The following is a 16117-nucleotide window of genomic DNA, read 5'->3' as shown; positions in this document are numbered from 1 at the left end:
TCAGCCGGAGGCTGTGATCTGCAGGTAGACCGAGGTGCCGAGCGGGCGCTCAGCGCCCGTCGCGGGGTCGGTGCCCGTTACCCGCGTGAGCGCGTTGGGGAAGGCGTTCCAGAATGGCGCGAAGTCGACTGTGAAGCCCGCATCCTCGAGTGTTTCGCGCGCTTCGTCGCGGGTCAGATCGCGAACGTCGGGGATCGGGTACGGCTGCGGGCCCTTCGAGACGACGAGCGTTGCGGTATCGCCCGGGCGCCAGTTGCGACCGTCCGGTTGACCGCGGATCGCGATGACGTCGCCCGAGTCGATGTCATCCGAGAACTCTTCTTCGCGCGTCCCCGAGACCTGCAGGTTGACACCCTGCAGAGCGGATGTCGCGGCCTCCACGCTCAGACCCTCCACGGGTGGTACCGGCCCGAGCGAGACGGTCAAAGTGATCGTGCTGCCCTCCAGCACCGTGCCGCCATTCGAGACGTCGAACGGGTCCCCGGTCACGGGCTGCGCAAGAGCGGCGAGAACCGTTCCGGATGCGGCATCCGTGAACTCGTTGACGCTTTCGCCCACCTCGATGTTGACGCTGCTCAGCGTCGTACGCACGACGTCCTCGGGCTGGCCCGCGAGCGCCGACAGGTCGTGCGGCTGGGGTCCGAGCGACAGGACGACCGAAACGGTCGCATCCTTATCGACCCGCTCGCCGGGTCCGGGATCGGTGTACAACACGAGTCCCGCATCGACATCGAGGCTGTGTTCACCCTCGCCCTGAAGAGCTACGAGCGTGTCTTGCAGTAATCGCGCGGAGGCATCCTCGAATGTCTGACCCGCGACATCCGGAACCGCCACCAGCGAGCCGGGACCCGAGCCGAACCACCACCCGGCACCGCCCGCGAGTCCCGCGAGCAGAATCACCAGGACCGCGAACCAGGCGCCCCGCGCGCGACGCCGACCGGCGCGGCGACGCAGCAGCGTGCCGTTGTCGACATCCGGTGTGATGGTCGTCGTGAGGGCCGCAGCCGAAGGCATGACCTTCGTGAGCTCGCCCGAATTGCTGTCGTCGTGGATTCCGATCGCAACGGTCGCCCGCGTCGGGGCGGGTGCGACGCCGAGGTCGCGCTCGATCTCGCGCAGGCGATCGAGCATGACGGATGCGTCGTCCGGACGGTCATCCGGATTCTTCTCCGTCGCCCACAGCACGAGTTCGTCGAGCGGCTCGGGGATCTGCGGATTCTTCGCGCTCGGCCTCGGCACCGTGTCGGTCGCGTGGCGGTACGCGATCTGCATCGGCTGTTCGCCCTTGTAGGGCTGCTCGCCGACGAGCATCTCGTACAGCATGATGCCGAGCGCGTAGATGTCGCTGCGGGCGTCGGCCTGACCCCGGGTGACGAGTTCGGGTGCGAGGTACGCGATCGTGCCCATCAGCATCTGGCCGGTCGCGGTGTTCGCGGTCGTCGCGCGTGCGAGACCGAAGTCGCCGATCTTGATGCGGCCGTCCTCGGCCAGCAGGATGTTCTCGGGTTTGACGTCCCGGTGCACGATGCCGGCGCGGTGCGCGGCGGCGAGGCCCGACAGCGTCGCGTCCATGATCGTGATCGTCTGCGCGACCGTGAGCTTCTTCTGCTCCTTCAGCAGTTCGCGCAGCGTGATGCCCGGCAGGTACTCCATCACGAGGTAGGCGATGCCCTCGTCCTGGCCCTGATCGAAGACGTTGACGACGTTCGGGTCGGCCAGTCGAGCTGCCGCGCGGGCCTCTTGGATGAAGCGGGTTTGGAACACCGCGTCGTCGCTCAGGTGCCCGTGCATGACCTTCAGCGCGATGCGTCGCTCGAGCCGCAGGTCGGTGGCCACGTATACGGTTGCCATGCCGCCGCGGGCGATCCGCGCGCGGACGCGGTACCGAGAGTCGACAAGCCGCCCGATCAGGGGGTCGGCTTGCTGGCTCGTACTCACGAATGAAGTCTACGGAAGCTACGGCCCGTGCCCCGGGAGCGCCTCACCCTCGGGGCGAGGCGGAACTGTGTCATCCGAGTGCGGCGATCCACTGGTAGGCAGCGCCCTCCCAGGCGGCGTAGCGGTCAGGGAATGCGGAGCGTTGCACGGCCTGCGCGGCCTGCGAGAAGCCCATGCCCTCCCAGCCCGAAATGTCGAGCAGTCCGCGCGTGCGGCTGCCGTTCGGGTCGGACGGGCCGCCGTAGAAGACACGGATGGAACGGGATGCGTCGCGAATCTCATCGGGGGAGCCCCAGCCGGTGCTCGGTCGCTGCTGGTAGAGGCCGAGCGAGTCGCGGTCACCCCAATCGAGGTTGCGAATCCAGGATTCGACCATCGCAGTGGCGAGGGCGATCGCGATTCCGCGGTCTGAGACGCCGAGTTCGCGGCCGACCTGGATGATCAGGCGTGCGTTCTCGATCTGCTCCGCGTCGAGCCCGTCGACGGATGCCGCGACCGCCGGTGTCGCCGGTGTCGCCGCGGCGGCGGGTGCCGCACCGGTGCCGGGTACGGTGATGGCCTGGCCGGGGTAGATGATCGAGCCCGAGCCGAGGCCGTTCGCCTCGAATACGGCGGCGAGCGTCACGCCGTACTTCTTCGCGATGCCCGACAGTGTGTCGCCGCGGGCGACGGTGTGCGCGGTCTGCGGTGCCGCGGGTGCGGGCGCCGGTGCCGGGGCGGCGACGGGCGCGACCGCGGCGGCGGTCGTGACGCCCGGAACGTTCAGGGTCTGGCCGGGGTAGATCACCGAGCTCCAGCCGAGCCCGTTCGCGTCGAACAGGGTCTGCAGGCTGATGCCGTGTCTCTGAGCGATGCCGGTGAGAGTATCGCCGGCGACGACCGTATGCGACATCATCGTGGGCGCGGAGGGGGTGGGCGCAACCTGTGCTGCGGCCGGTGCGGTCAGGTTCAGGACCTGACCCGGGCGGATGACCGAAGACCAGTCGAGGCCGTTCCACGCGAGGACATCGGCGGGGCGGAGGCCGTGTGCGGTCGCGACAGACCAGACGCTTTCGCCCGCGGCGACGACGTGCGTCGTCACCGAAGGGGTAGCGGGCACACCCCGCCAGTGCGGACGCGGTTCACGTTCGCTGGTCATCGGCGCAGCCTCGGGCGGCGTGGCGACGAGCGTCGCCGCCAGCGTGCCGATCAGGGCGGCGGGCACGGTGAAGTGCGCACGGTTCGGACGAACGAGCGTCTTGAGTGACTTGCGCACGGATGTTTCCCCTCGATCAAACTCCTGAAACGCTGTCACGCCTGTCAACGAAAGTCAACAGAAGTGATATGTGGGGAAGATGTTGCTGATGTGACTGAAGAGGTGACGGACGCTCCTGGCCGAGTGAACGAGTCAGCCCCTACATTCAACCGGGAGCCCTCATGAAGTCACCCCCTCGGTCGTGACACACTGTCTGAGTGAGTGAGACACCCGCCTGGGCCTCCACCATCGAGTGGTTGCCCCTTCCCGCCGTCGCCCAGTTGATGGGCGAAACGCCCGGCCGCGTCCGGCGCCTACTCGATGACCACCATCTCGTCGCGATGCGCGTCGACGGTGCACTGAAGATCCCCGCGGACTTCCTGGTCGATGATCGGCCCCTGTCCTCGCTGCGCGGCACGATCATCGTGCTTCTCGATCGGGGCTTCTCGACCGACGAGGTCGTCGAGTGGCTGTTCGAGACCGAAGAGACCATGGGCGAGGCACCGATCGCGGTGCTCCGCGCTGGCCGCAAGAGCGAAGTCCGCCGCATCGCCCAGTCTTTGGGTTGACCCCGTCGCTCGGCTGAGCGCGCGATCGCCGGCCCCGGGTGACGTCTCCGCCACGCGGTTACTTACCCCGCCATGCGGTGAACGACTACGCCACGCGGTGAACGGCCGCGCGAGCGAGATCGCGGAGCGCACCGACCGAGGCGTTGTCGAGCGGAGCGCCCGAGAGGGCGCGGTCCGCTTCGCGCGTGTACGACGCGATGAGATCCTCGACCCGGTCAAGGGCTCCGCTGTCGCGGATGGTGTCCTGAAGCATCCGGACCTGGGTGTCCTCGAGGTCGGGATCGCCGAGCAATTCGTCGAGCGTGCGGCGGACGGATGCAGGGAGTTCCTGCCGCGCGAAGGCGATGAGTGCGGTGCGCTTGCCCTCACGCAGGTCATCCCCGCTCGGCTTGCCGGTTGCAGCCGAGTCGCCGAATACCCCGAGGACGTCGTCGCGCAGTTGAAAGGCCATCCCGATCGGGTGGCCGAAGTCGCGGAGCGCCTCCTGTTGCTCGGTGCTCCCGCCGCCGATCGCCGCGCCGATGAGGAGGGGCTGCTGGACCGAGTAGCGTGCGGACTTGAACGAGGCCACGTGGAGCGCCCGGCCGAGTTGCTCGGCGTCAGGGGCGGGCACGGTCTCCGCCGCGATGTCGAGGTACTGCCCGACCGTCACGTCGCGCCGCATCTCCGCGTAGCGGCGGCGTGCCGCTCGTGCGCGATCGGCGGGCGCATCGGCTATCCCCTCCTCGAAGAGGTCGTCGCTCCACGCGACAAGCAGGTCACCGGCGAGGATCGCGGAGGATCGACCGTACGCGGCGGCGTCGCCGGTCCATCCGCCGGCAAGATGGGCGCCCTCGAACGCGCGGTGCGTCGCGGGGTGTCCGCGACGCGTGTCGGAGTTGTCGATGATGTCGTCGTGCACGAGTGCTGCGGCATGGAAAACCTCGAGCGCCGCGGCCGCAGCGACGATCTCGTCGGTGCCCGTGGCATCCGTCACCGATCGCCATCCCCAGTAGCAGAAGGCTGCACGCAAACGCTTTCCGCCCTGCAGTGTCGCCGCGGAGAGCTCGAGAATCGGACGGGCGAGCGGACCGGCGTCTGCCGCCTCGTCGACGCGAGCCGAGACAAATCTCTCCAGTCGCTGTGAAACCGCTTGGATGGCGTCTGGGGAACCCTGCACGGGCCTAGCCTAGTAACCGGCGCCGCGAGTAGACTGAGGCGCAATCTTTAGAACCCAACGGGGGACCGATGCCACTCTCTGAACAGGAGCAGCGCCTTCTCGATGAGATGGAGCGCCACCTTCTGCGCAACGACGCCGATGTCGTCAGCTCGGACCGCGAGGGCCGCGCCATCAACTACCGCAATGTCACTCTGGGTGCGATCATCGTGCTCGTCGGAATCGGTGCGCTCGTGGCGGGTGTCGCCACACAGCTGATCGTCGTCGGAATCCTCGGCTTCGTCGCGATGCTCGGGGGCGTTGTCCTCGCTCTCACACCGACACGGGTCGACATCACGCGGATGCCCGCCCCGGGAAGCCCGAGTGCTCCGCGCCGCGCAACCCAGGTCAGTTTCATGGATCGTATGAACGATCGATGGGATCGGCGCCAGGACGGCCACTAGTCCTCCACCTCTCTCCACTCTTCGGGGTCGACCTTCGGGTCGGCCCCTTTTTTTGTGCGCGCTTTCGCATTCGGGTCCGAACTTCCGCGTCATTCCACGAACATCCGAGAGGAATGACGTGTCCTCGAGTGGTCCAGCGGGGGCCTTTCTCGACGATCGGGGGACCTTGTTCCTCTCGGATGTTCGGTCGTGCGGACGCTCTCACTCGTATTAGTGGTGCAAAAACGTAGGAAAGTGGAGGGAAGTGGAGTAACGTGGGGCCATACCTGAGGCGGGCCGGGCGAAGGGGGGTACACGTCGATGCTTCTCGGCACCTACACCCCCAAGCTCGACGACAAAGGACGCGTGATCCTCCCCGCGAAGTTCCGCGAAGACCTCGCCGGTGGCGTCGTCATCACCCGCGGTCAAGACCGCTGTCTCTTCGTCTTCAGCTCCGCCGAGTTCGAGCGTGTGCACGAGCGCATCCGCGAGGCGCCGCTCAGCAACAAGCAGGCTCGAGACTTTCTGCGCATGTTCCTCTCGGGCGCGAGCGCCGAGATGCCCGACTCGCAGAACCGCATCACGGTTCCCACGCACCTGCGCGCCTACGCCGGTCTGGAGAAGGAACTCGTTGTCACGGGTGTCGGCGCTCACGCCGAGATCTGGAACGCGGATGCCTGGAACTCCTACGCCGCCGCCAATGAGGAGTCGTACTCCGATCTGGAGCAGGAGGTGATCCCGGGCCTCTTCTGACGCCCCCTGGTCCTGACTCCCAGCCGCCACGCCCTGACACACTTCCCCGGTGCCAGGTCGGAGCGGATGGGGATCAGGACCCGGGGTCCGGCCCCCTCATCATGGAAACCCGAGACCGCCACACCCCTGTTCTGCTCGAGCGCTGCATCGAGCTGCTCGCCCCCGCCCTGCAGCGCCCCGGCGCCGTGCTGGTCGATGCGACCCTCGGAATGGGTGGGCACTCCGAAGCTTTCCTCGAGCGCTTTCCCGACATTCGCCTGATCGGACTCGACCGCGACACGGACGCGCTCCGGCTCGCCGGCGAACGGCTTGCCCGCTTCGGCGACCGCGTGAGCCTGGTGCACACGGTCTACGACGGCATCGCCGAAGCCGCAGCATCCGTCGGCTATAACCGGGTCGATGCGATCCTCTTCGATCTCGGCGTCTCGTCGCTGCAGCTTGACGAGTCCGACCGAGGTTTCGCGTACTCCCGGGATGCGCCGCTCGACATGCGGATGGATCAGACGGATGGCCCCACCGCCGCAGACGTCATCGCGACCTACCCCGAGGGAGCGCTTCGGGCGATCTTCGAGCGGTACGGCGAAGAGAAGCTCGCCGCCCGCTACGCACGCTTCATCGTCGCGGCCCGCGACAAAGCGCCGATCCTGCGCTCGGGTGAGCTCGTCGAGGTGCTCGTCGCCGCGACACCGGCCGCCGCCCAGCGCGCCGGGCACCCCGCGAAGCGCGTCTTCCAGGCCCTCCGGATCGAGGTCAACGAAGAACTCGTCGCCGTGGAGCGTGCCATTCCCGCGGCCCTCGAGCTTCTTGCTGTGAAGGGCCGCATCGTCGTGCTGGCCTATCAGTCGCTCGAAGACCGCATCGTCAAACGTGCCTTCGCCGATGCCTCGGCCTCCACGGCACCCTCGGGTCTGCCCGTCGAGCTTCCCGAGCACGCACCGAAGTTCCGTCTGCTCGTCAAGGGTGCGGAGCTCGCACCCGAGGACGAGCGCGAACGCAACCCGCGCGCCACCCCCGTCCGACTCCGCGCCGCAGAGAGAGCGAGGGCCGCATGAGCCTCGCAACCACCGCCCTTCCCCTCGTTCCGGGCACGGCGACGCGTCCTGAACGCAATCGCCTGCGTGCCGTTGAGGCTGCCCCCGCGCGCCGCCGCCGACCGCGGCTGGCGTATGCCATCATCGCGCTGAGCGGCGCTGTCGCCATCGCGGCGGCGCAGATGGGAATCTCGATCGCGATGACCCAGGGCGTCTACGAAGAGCAGGCACTGACCCAGCAGGTGAAAGCGCTGCAGCACGAGAGTCAGTCGCTGAACCAGCAGCTCGTCGGGTTGAGTTCGCCTCAATACCTGGCCGCGAACGCTTCTGCGCTGGGCATGGTCATCAACGAGGCCCCCTCATACCTCCGCCTCTCCGACGGCGCGATCCTCGGCAGCGGTGCAGCCGCGCCGTGGCAGTCGACCGTCGATGCGATCGGACGCGGAAGCGTGGCGAACTCGCTCGTTGCGACGGCGCCTCTCGTCACCGCCCCCGACGCGACGATCGAGGGTCTGCCCGAGGACCCGGTCGCACCGACCGACGCGGTCGTCACCGGTCCACCCGCTCTTTCCGAGGGGCTGCCCGCCCCCCAGACCCGCTGACACCGAGACTGACACCGAGAATTCCGGAATCGACATACGAAACGCGGCGACCCACATATGACTACACGCACCACACGTTCCCCCCGCCGCCGCACCGTGGTCGCCCTTGCGGTCGTCCTCTCGATCCTCGGGGTGTTCGTCGTGCGTCTGGTCGACATCCAGGTCGTCAACGCGGACGACCACCGTGCCGACTCGGCCGGCGTCGGGATGGTGGCGAGCAACAAGCTCGAGGCAGCGCGTGGCACGATCGTCGATGAAACCGGGGCGGTGCTCGCGGGCAACACGATGCTGTACGACGCGCAGGTCGACCCGCAGAACATCCTCAACCAGGAGTTCAGCGATGGCCGCACCGTGGAGCAGGTCTGGCCCGAACAGGCGGCGCAGATCGCTGCGATCACCGGTCAGACTCCCGAAGAGGTGCAGCAGATTGTCGCGGATGCGCTCGCTGCCAACGCCGACTCGCAGTGGGCGCAGATCGCGACGAAGCTCAGCACCGACCAGTATCAGGCCCTCGTCGCCCTCGACCTGCCGTTCCTGACCACGTCCGAGCATCCGTCTCGTACCTATCCCGATGGGGCCGTCGGCGGCAATCTCCTGGGATTCGTCGGGTCCGACGGCGAAGCGCTCGCGGGTCTGGAGCTCTCCGAAGATGACTGCCTGTCAGGTGTGGACGGTGCGCAGTCGTACGAGCGGGGAAAGGATGGCGTGGTCATCCCGGGCACCCTCGATGAGACGCCCGCCGAGGACGGCGGAACGTTGCAGCTGACGATCAACCGTGACCTGCAGTGGTACCTGCAACAGATGGTGGCCGAAGAGGTCCAGAACCAGCAGGCGAACTACGGCACCGCATTCGTCCTCGAGGTCGAAACGGGCAAGATCCGCGCGGCCGCCGAGTACCCGACGGTCGACCCCAACGATGTCAACGCGTCCGCCGAGAGCGATCGCAGCAGCCGCATCTTCACGTACGAGTTCGAGCCCGGCTCGACCTTCAAGCCCGTGACGGCCGCGACGATCATCGATTCCGCGGGGGTCACGCCGCTCACCCCGACGCTTCCGGCATCGGGCCGCGAGACGCTGCCGGGCGACATCACGGTCAACGATGTCTTCTCGCACCCGTCGTACAACTACACGATGACGGGCGCGCTCGTGGACTCCTCGAACGTCGCACTGTCGAAATTCGGCACGCTCGTGTCGGATGAGGTGCGTCACGACTACCTCGAGCGTTTCGGTGTCGGCGAGAAGACCGAGGTCGGCTTCCCCGGCGAGCGCGAAGGCATCCTTCATGACGCTCCCTGGGATCAGGCGTCCCACTACACGACGACCTTCGGTCAGTCCTTCACGGTGACCGTCCCGCAGGTTGCGAGCGTGTACCAGACGATCGCGAACGACGGTGTGCGGATGCCTCTGAGTCTCGTCGAGTCATGCACAACGGCGGCGGGCGAGGTCATCGAGCCGGAGCTTCCCGAGGGCGAGCAGGTCATCAAGCCGGAGACGGCAGCCGATGTCACGCTCATGCTCGAGAACGTGTTCCAGCAAGTCACGAACCACAAGGTTCTCGCCGTCGACGGCTACCGGATGGCGACCAAGTCGGGGACCGCAGAGAAGGCGAACGAAGACGGCAGCGGGTACAAGCAGGGCATCTTCTACACGACGCTCGCCGGTTTCGCGCCCGCGGACGACCCGAAGTACGTGGTGATCTTCACTCTCGACGAGCCGAAGAAGAATAGAATGTCTTCGGCCAATGCCGCCGGTTTCCAGAAGGCGATGACCCAGGTCTTGAAGACCTATCGGGTGCTTCCGTCCAGCACACCGGGGCCCGAGATCCTTCCCAAGTACCAGTAAACCTGCCCACGTACCGATGACGTCGCGCGGGCGCCGCCCACAGCCCACTGTCCAGGGAGAGTGTCCATGATCGCGCTGACGTATGCCGAGATCGCCCGCGCCACCGGGGGCGAGTTGCGGACCGTCGGATCGGACACGCCTGACTCGGTCGTCGACGGCACCGTCGAGACCGACTCGCGTCTCATCGAGTCGGGTGGAGTGTTCGCTGCCAAGCCCGGCGCCGAAACCGACGGGCATCTGTTCGTCGGCACGGCCCACGAGCGCGGGGCGGTCATTGCGCTCGTCGAGCACCCCGTGGACACGCCGATCAGCCAGATCGTCGTCGCCAGCGTCGTCGGAGCTCTCGCCGACCTGGCACGCCATGTGGTGGCGCGTGTGCGCGACGAGGGGGAGCTTACGGTCGTCGGGATCACGGGATCGAACGGTAAGACGACCACCAAGAACCTGGTCGCCCGCATTCTGCGCGACGAGGGCGAGACCGTCTGGCCCCACGCATCCTTCAACAATGAGGTCGGTGCCCCCCTGACGATGCTGCGCGTGACCGACAGCACGCGGTATCTCGTGTGTGAGTTCGGTGCGAGCGCGCCGGGCGAGATCGCCCGCCTCGCGGGGCTCGTCACGCCCGACATCGGCGTCGTGCTGATGGTCGGCATGGCGCACGCCGGAGGGTTCGGCGGCATCGAGGCGACCGTCGCCGCCAAGTCCGAGCTGGTCCAGGCGGTGCGAGCGGGGGGCACGGCCGTGCTGAACGCCGACGATCCGCGCGTTGCCGGGATGGCGACGATCGCCCGCGACCGCGAGGTCGACGTCGTGTGGTTCGGACGCGGGGCGAACGCCGACGTATGGGCCGACGACATCCAGGTGTCCGCCGACGGCACGACGTGTGACGTGAGTGCCGGGGGAGTCACGGTACCGCTGCGACTGCGCGTTCTCGGCGAGCACTTCGTCCCCAACGCCCTCGCCGCGATCGCGGTCGCGACGCGTATCGGGGTGCCGCTGCGCACGTGCGTCGAGCGGCTCGAGACGGTCGAACTCGCGGAGCGCTGGCGGATGCAGCCGCTCGGCAACGACCGCGTGCGCATCATCAACGATGCCTACAACGCCAGCCCGGATTCGATGTCCGCCGCTCTGCGGACCCTCGCGCAGATCACCGGCCCGGGCCAGCGCACGGTCGCCGTGCTCGGTGCGATGAGCGAGCTCGGCGAGTACGCCGACGACGAGCACGACCGCGTCGGGCTCCTGGCGGTGCGGCTGGGGATCCAACGGATCGTCGTCGTCGGCACCGAGGCGCGGCGCATGTTCCTCGAGGCCATCGCGCAGGGCTCGTGGGACGGCGAGGCCGTCTTCTTCCCGGACGCGGATGCCGCCTACGACTATCTGTCGGGGGAGTTGCGCGACGGCGACCGCGTGCTGGTGAAGTCGTCCAACGCGGCGGGGCTCCGGCACCTCGGCGATCGTCTGGGAGAATCGTTCTCGTGAGATCCCTTCTGACGGCGGCAGCGATCTCTCTGGCGTTCACGCTCTTTCTCACGCCCGTCTTCATCCGGCTGTTCCGCAAGTGGGGCTGGGGCCAGGTCATCCGCACGCCCGAGGCGATCGAGAACCCGAGCCACGGGCAGAAGCGCGGCACCCCCACGATGGGCGGCCTGATCTTCATCGTCGGCACCATCGTCGGGTATCTGATCGGCGGGTTCACGGGCGGCAACCCTCCGACGATCTCGGGTCTGCTCGTCATCTGGATGATGATCGGGTTCGGCGCGGTCGGTTTCATCGACGACTACATGAAGGTCCGCAGCCAGCGCAGCCTCGGGCTGTCGGGGTGGCGCAAGATCGTCGGCCAGGTACTGGTCGCGGTGCCCTTCGGCATCGTCGCCCTCAACTTCCCGAACGCGTGGGACCAGACTCCGGCGTCGGCGTATGTCTCGCTGTTCCGGGACATCCCGGTGCTGTCGTTCATGGCGTTGGGTCCGGTGATCGGCTGGATCCTGTACCTCACGTGGCTCTCGCTGATCGGCGTCGCGACGTCGAACAGCGTCAACGTGTCGGACGGGCTGGACGGTCTCGCCGCGGGCGCGGGGATCTTCGTCGTCGGTGCGTACAGCCTGATCGCCTTCTGGCAGTTCCAACAGGTCTGCACCGGCGAGGGGCCGACCCCGGCCGTCCTGGCGGCCTGTTACGACACGCCGAACTCGTTCGATCTGGCCATCGTCTCGGCCTCCTTCGTGGGCGCGCTCGTCGGCTTCCTGTGGTGGAACGCGCCGACCGCGAAGCTCTTCATGGGCGACGTCGGGTCCATGTCGATCGGTGGCGTCATCGCCGCGATGGCCATCCTGACGCGCACCGAGTTGCTCGTCGTGCTGGTCGCCGGCGTCTACGTCATCGCGTCGGGTTCGGTCATTCTGCAGCGCGCGTACTTCAAGGCGACGCGTGGCAAGCGGCTGTTCCTGATGAGCCCGCTGCACCACCACCTCGAGATGCGCGGCTGGTCCGAGGTCACGATCGTCGTGCGCATGTGGATCATCGCCGGGATGCTCGCCGTGTCGGGCATCGGCCTGTTCTACGTCGAGTGGCTGACGCGGGCATGAGCGCCCCGCTCGCCGAGCTCACCAGCTGGAACGCCGACTGGAAGGGCCTTCGGGTCGTCGTCCTGGGCCTCGCCCAGACCGGATTCTCGGTCGCCGACACCCTCACCGAGCTCGGCGCGGAGGTCCTCGTCGCGACCGAGTCGGCGGCCGAGGAGTACGCCAGCCTGCTACCGGTGATCGGGGCCGAGCTGCACGTGGGTCCGCTCGGCGCCGTGCCCGACCGCATCGTCGAGTTCGCGCCCGACGTGATCGTGGCGTCGCCCGGGTTCGCGCCGGGACACCCCGTCGTGCGGTGGGCCCTCGAGACATCCGTCCCGCTCTGGGGCGACATCGAACTCGCGTGGCGGGTGCGCGACAAGGTTGCGCGGCCGGACGGCTCGCCCGCCGACTGGATCCTGATCACCGGGACGAACGGCAAGACCACGACGACCCGACTGGCCGCGACGATGCTCGTCGAGGGCGGTCTGCGCGCCGCGCCCTGCGGAAACATCGGGGTGCCCGTACTCGACGCGATCCGCGACCCCGCCGGGTTCGACGCGCTCGTCGTCGAACTCTCGAGTCACCAGCTCTGGTATTTGTCCCTGGCCGAGCCGGAGGGACAGCCTTTCCCGCTCGCGTCGGTGTGCCTGAACCTCGCCGACGACCACCTTGAGTGGCACGGATCCTTCGACGCGTATCGCCGGGCGAAGGGCGTCGTCTACCGCAACACCCGCGTCGCCTGCGTCTACAACAAGGCCGATATCGCGACGCGAGAGATGGTCGAGGACGCCGAGGTCGTCGAGGGTGCACGGGCGATCGGGTTCGACCTGGGCGTGCCGGGACCGAGCGACGTCGGCATCGTCGACGGCATCCTCGTCGACCGGGCCTTCCTCGACGAGCGCCGATCGAGCGCTCTCGAGCTCACGACCCTCGAACGTCTCGCGACGGTCGGATTGATCGCGCCGCACATCGTCGCCAACATCCTGGCAGCGGCGGCCCTCGCGCGCGCCGCGGGAGTCGAGCCGGCCGCCATCCGTGACGCGCTGGACACGTTCCGTCTCGACCCGCATCGGATCGAGGTCATCGCGCACCATGCCGGTGTGACCTGGGTGGACGATTCGAAGGCGACGAACCCGCACGCCGCGGCATCCTCACTCTCGGCCTATCCCGGAGCGATCTGGGTCGTCGGGGGTCTGCTGAAGGGCGTCGACATCGGGCCGCTCGTCGCGGGGCGGGGGAGCGCGGTCAAGGCGGCGATCGTGATCGGACGTCTGCGCGATGACGTGGTCGCGGCATTCGCGCGACACGCCCCGGACGTGCCCGTGTTCGAGGTGGAGCACGGTGAGACTGAAGAGGTCATGAGGCGTGTCGTCCAGCGGGCGGCGGGTATCGCGACGTCGGGAGACGTCGTGCTCCTCGCTCCGGCTTCGGCATCCTTCGACCAGTTCAGCGGGTACGCCGAGCGGGGCACGCGCTTCGCGGACGCGGTTCGCGAGCACGTCGGGGGACTCGATTCCGCGCATGACGACACGGAATCCGAACGGGACAGCACGAATCCCGACCGGGACGAAGCGCAGGCAGGGGAGACGGATGGCGACTCGGACGCCGACACGCCCCCCGCGGGCGGCGCAACAGCCTGACGACGCGCCCCCACCCCGAGGACTCGCGGCGCGGGTTTCGCTCGGACGCGTATTCGCTCCCGTACCGAGCGAGTTCCTCCTCATCGCATCGACCGCTCTGCTGCTGACCGGCTTCGGGCTGGTCATGGTGCTATCGGCCACGACCGCGTCCGCGACAGCCGAGGGTCAGAGCCCCTTCGAATCGCTGATCAAACAGGGTGTGTTCGCCGTCATCGGCATCCCCCTGATGTTCGTGGCATCGCGCTTCCCGGTCAGGTTCTGGAAGAAGATCGCCTGGCCCTTGCTCGGATTCGCGACGCTCTTCCAACTGCTCGTCTTCGTTCCCGGACTCGGCGTCGAGATCCTCGGAAACCGCAACTGGATTTCCATCGGAGGGCAGACCGTCCAGCCATCCGAGTTCCTCAAGCTCTCGCTCGCCCTCTGGGTCGCGTACGTCCTCTACCGCAAACAGACCCTCTTGGGTCTCTGGCGCCACGTCTTCATCCCGCTCGTCCCGGTCTCGGCGGCGGTCATCGCGACCGTCATGGCGGGGCACGACCTGGGAACAGCGATGATCCTGGTGCTGATCGTGCTCGGTGGACTGTTCTTCTCGGGAGTGCGGCTGCGCATCTTCCTCTTGCCGCTCATCGGTGCAGCGGCCTACGTGGCCTACATGGCGGTCGCGAGCCCCAACCGCATGCGCCGCATCATGAGCTTCATGAACGAGGACTGCGACTACTTCAACGACTGCTACCAGGCCATGCACGGCGTGTTCGGTTTGGCCGGCGGCGGGATCTTCGGGCTGGGTCTCGGCAACTCCAAAGAGAAGTACGGGTGGCTGCCCGCCCGCGCCAACGACTACATCTTCGCGATCGTAGGTGAAGAGGTCGGTCTCATCGGTTGCATCGTGATCCTCGGGCTCTTCACGCTGTTCGCGGTCGGTGCTTTCCACGTCATCCGCAAGACCGACGACCCGTTCATCCGGATCGCTTCGGGCGGCATCACGATCTGGATCGTCGGGCAGGCGCTCATCAACATCGGTGTCGTGCTGCGCATCTTCCCCGTTCTCGGTGTGCCCTTGCCGTTCATGTCGCAGGGCGGAACGGCTCTGCTCTCGGTGCTGATGGCCTGCGGTGTCTTGCTGTCGTTCGCTCGGACACTGCCGACGTCGGCTCCGACCGTCCGCACCGGCATCCGTGGCGGGGCGACCGCGGCCCGTCGAGGTAAAGTCTCGGCGTGACGACCTATCTTCTGGCCGGCGGGGGAACCGCGGGCCATGTCAATCCGCTGTTGGCGGTCGCGGACGGACTACGTGCCCGGGATCCCGAGGCGCGGATTCTGGTGCTGGGCACGAAGGAGGGGCTCGAGGCGCGCCTCGTGCCCGACCGCGGCTACGAGTTGCTGACGATCGAACGTCTGCCGTTCCCGCGCCGGCCCGATCGTGCGGCCATCGGCTTTCCGGCCCGCTTTCGGAGGGCGGTCGGACACGTGCGGCGGGTCATCCGCGATCGGGATGTTTCGGTCGTTGTCGGGTTCGGAGGCTACGCGTCGGCTCCGGCCTACGTCGCGGCGCGCCGCTCGGGCACGCCCTTCGTCGTGCACGAGGCGAACGCGCGCCCGGGTCTGGCGAACGTGCTCGGCGCACGAAGCGCGTCGGGAGTCGGCGTCGCCTTCGCCGGGACACCGCTGCGGCGCTCCCGCGTCGTCGGGATGCCGCTGCGTCGCGAGATCGTCGACCTCGACCGGTCGGCACTGCGTGACGAGGCCGCGGCGCACTTCGGCCTCGACCCCGCACGTCCGACCCTGCTGGTGTTCGGCGGGTCGCTCGGTGCGCTGAGGCTGAACGAGGCGTTCGCGGGTTCGTACGCCGATGTGCTCGCCGCGGGGTATCAGCTCGTGCACGTGACGGGAGAGCGGTCGGACTGGTCCGACCCGGGTGTGCCCGGGTATGTCGTGAAGAAGTACGAGGACCGGATGGATCTCGCCTTCGCGCTGGCCGATGTCATCGTCTCGCGGGCCGGCGCCGCGACGGTCAGCGAGATCAGCGCCCTCGGCATCCCCGCCGTCTACGTTCCCTACGCGGTCGGCAACGGCGAGCAGCGCCTGAACGCGGCGTCTGCGGTTGCCGCGGGTGCGGCCGTGCTGATCGACGACGCGTCGTTCACGGCCGACCGGGTGCGCGCGGAGGTGGTTCCGCTGTTGGGCGATGCCGCCCGACTCGACGCGATGCGTGCGGCCGCGGCATCCGTCGGCTCGCGCCGAGGCACGGAAGACCTGATCGCTCTGATCGACGAGGCCCTCGCGCGCTGAGTCCGCGCCCTGGGGCTCGAACTGTCACAGAACGCTCGATCCGAGCGGGCGGTTTCAGGTTCTTAGCGCAACGCCTT

General features: G+C 67.9%; 14 protein-coding genes. 11 read left to right on the top strand and 3 right to left on the bottom strand.

The genetic code is table 11. The features are described 5' to 3' along the window. Positions 1-1938, bottom strand: a complete 1938-nt coding sequence (gene pknB / locus MIC448_RS04095) for a Stk1 family PASTA domain-containing Ser/Thr kinase (protein ID WP_036296447.1) — start codon at positions 1936-1938, stop codon at positions 1-3. A gap of 70 nt (positions 1939-2008) precedes the next feature. After that, on the bottom strand, positions 2009-3193 hold the full coding sequence (locus MIC448_RS04090) for a LysM peptidoglycan-binding domain-containing protein (protein ID WP_232711475.1): 1185 nt from the start codon (positions 3191-3193) through the stop codon (positions 2009-2011). A 197-nt stretch (positions 3194-3390) separates the two neighbouring features. Between MIC448_RS04090 and MIC448_RS04085 the strand changes: the two genes are divergently transcribed. Continuing rightward, the gene (locus tag MIC448_RS04085) at positions 3391-3741 is read left to right on the top strand and encodes an Rv2175c family DNA-binding protein (protein ID WP_036296443.1); all 351 of its coding nucleotides are present in this window, start codon (positions 3391-3393) and stop codon (positions 3739-3741) included. An 85-nt stretch (positions 3742-3826) separates the two neighbouring features. On the opposite strand, the gene MIC448_RS04080 is transcribed toward MIC448_RS04085, so the two are convergent. Next, the gene (locus MIC448_RS04080; RefSeq protein WP_051513102.1) at positions 3827-4900 is read right to left on the bottom strand and encodes a polyprenyl synthetase family protein; all 1074 of its coding nucleotides are present in this window, start codon (positions 4898-4900) and stop codon (positions 3827-3829) included. 68 nt (positions 4901-4968) lie between these two features. On the opposite strand from MIC448_RS04080, the gene MIC448_RS04075 reads away from it, so the two are divergent. The 10 genes from MIC448_RS04075 (at position 4969) to MIC448_RS04030 (ending at position 16040) form a co-directional block, all read left to right on the top strand. Then, complete coding sequence (locus tag MIC448_RS04075) at positions 4969-5340, top strand: DUF3040 domain-containing protein (RefSeq protein ID WP_036296441.1); 372 nt, start codon at positions 4969-4971, stop codon at positions 5338-5340. Positions 5341-5640: 300 nt separating this feature from the next. Continuing rightward, complete coding sequence (mraZ, locus tag MIC448_RS04070; RefSeq protein ID WP_036296439.1) at positions 5641-6072, top strand: division/cell wall cluster transcriptional repressor MraZ; 432 nt, start codon at positions 5641-5643, stop codon at positions 6070-6072. A gap of 101 nt (positions 6073-6173) precedes the next feature. Continuing rightward, on the top strand, positions 6174-7124 hold the full coding sequence (gene rsmH, locus MIC448_RS04065) for a 16S rRNA (cytosine(1402)-N(4))-methyltransferase RsmH (RefSeq protein ID WP_051513100.1): 951 nt from the start codon (positions 6174-6176) through the stop codon (positions 7122-7124). Next, complete coding sequence (locus MIC448_RS04060; RefSeq protein ID WP_036296436.1) at positions 7121-7705, top strand: hypothetical protein; 585 nt, start codon at positions 7121-7123, stop codon at positions 7703-7705. Before rsmH ends, MIC448_RS04060 begins: the two co-directional genes overlap by 4 nt. Before the next feature lie 57 nt (positions 7706-7762). Beyond that, positions 7763-9547, top strand: coding sequence for a penicillin-binding protein 2 (locus MIC448_RS04055; RefSeq protein WP_036296434.1), 1785 nt, complete (start codon positions 7763-7765; stop codon positions 9545-9547). A 66-nt stretch (positions 9548-9613) separates the two neighbouring features. After that, positions 9614-11026, top strand: coding sequence for a UDP-N-acetylmuramoyl-tripeptide--D-alanyl-D-alanine ligase (murF, locus tag MIC448_RS04050; protein WP_036296433.1), 1413 nt, complete (start codon positions 9614-9616; stop codon positions 11024-11026). Then, a complete protein-coding gene (gene mraY, locus MIC448_RS04045) occupies positions 11023-12132 on the top strand; it encodes a phospho-N-acetylmuramoyl-pentapeptide-transferase (RefSeq protein ID WP_036296431.1) in 1110 nt (369 codons plus the stop codon). Before murF ends, mraY begins: the two co-directional genes overlap by 4 nt. Continuing rightward, on the top strand, positions 12129-13751 hold the full coding sequence (gene murD, locus MIC448_RS04040; RefSeq protein ID WP_081766171.1) for a UDP-N-acetylmuramoyl-L-alanine--D-glutamate ligase: 1623 nt from the start codon (positions 12129-12131) through the stop codon (positions 13749-13751). Before mraY ends, murD begins: the two co-directional genes overlap by 4 nt. Next, positions 13702-14970: a putative lipid II flippase FtsW gene (ftsW, locus tag MIC448_RS04035; protein WP_081766170.1), complete on the top strand. Its 1269-nt coding sequence runs from the start codon at positions 13702-13704 to the stop codon at positions 14968-14970. The genes murD and ftsW overlap by 50 nt, the downstream gene beginning before the upstream one ends. After that, a complete protein-coding gene (locus MIC448_RS04030) occupies positions 14967-16040 on the top strand; it encodes a glycosyltransferase (protein ID WP_036296429.1) in 1074 nt (357 codons plus the stop codon). The genes ftsW and MIC448_RS04030 overlap by 4 nt, the downstream gene beginning before the upstream one ends. Positions 16041-16117: the final 77 nt, after the last annotated feature.

Source organism: Microbacterium sp. C448 (genome assembly GCF_000582705.2).
In the GTDB taxonomy this organism is placed as follows: Bacteria; Actinomycetota; Actinomycetes; order Actinomycetales; family Microbacteriaceae; genus Microbacterium; species Microbacterium lacus_A.
The sequence above is the reverse complement of the archived record's forward strand: the minus strand, read 5'-3'. Positions and strand labels throughout refer to the sequence as shown.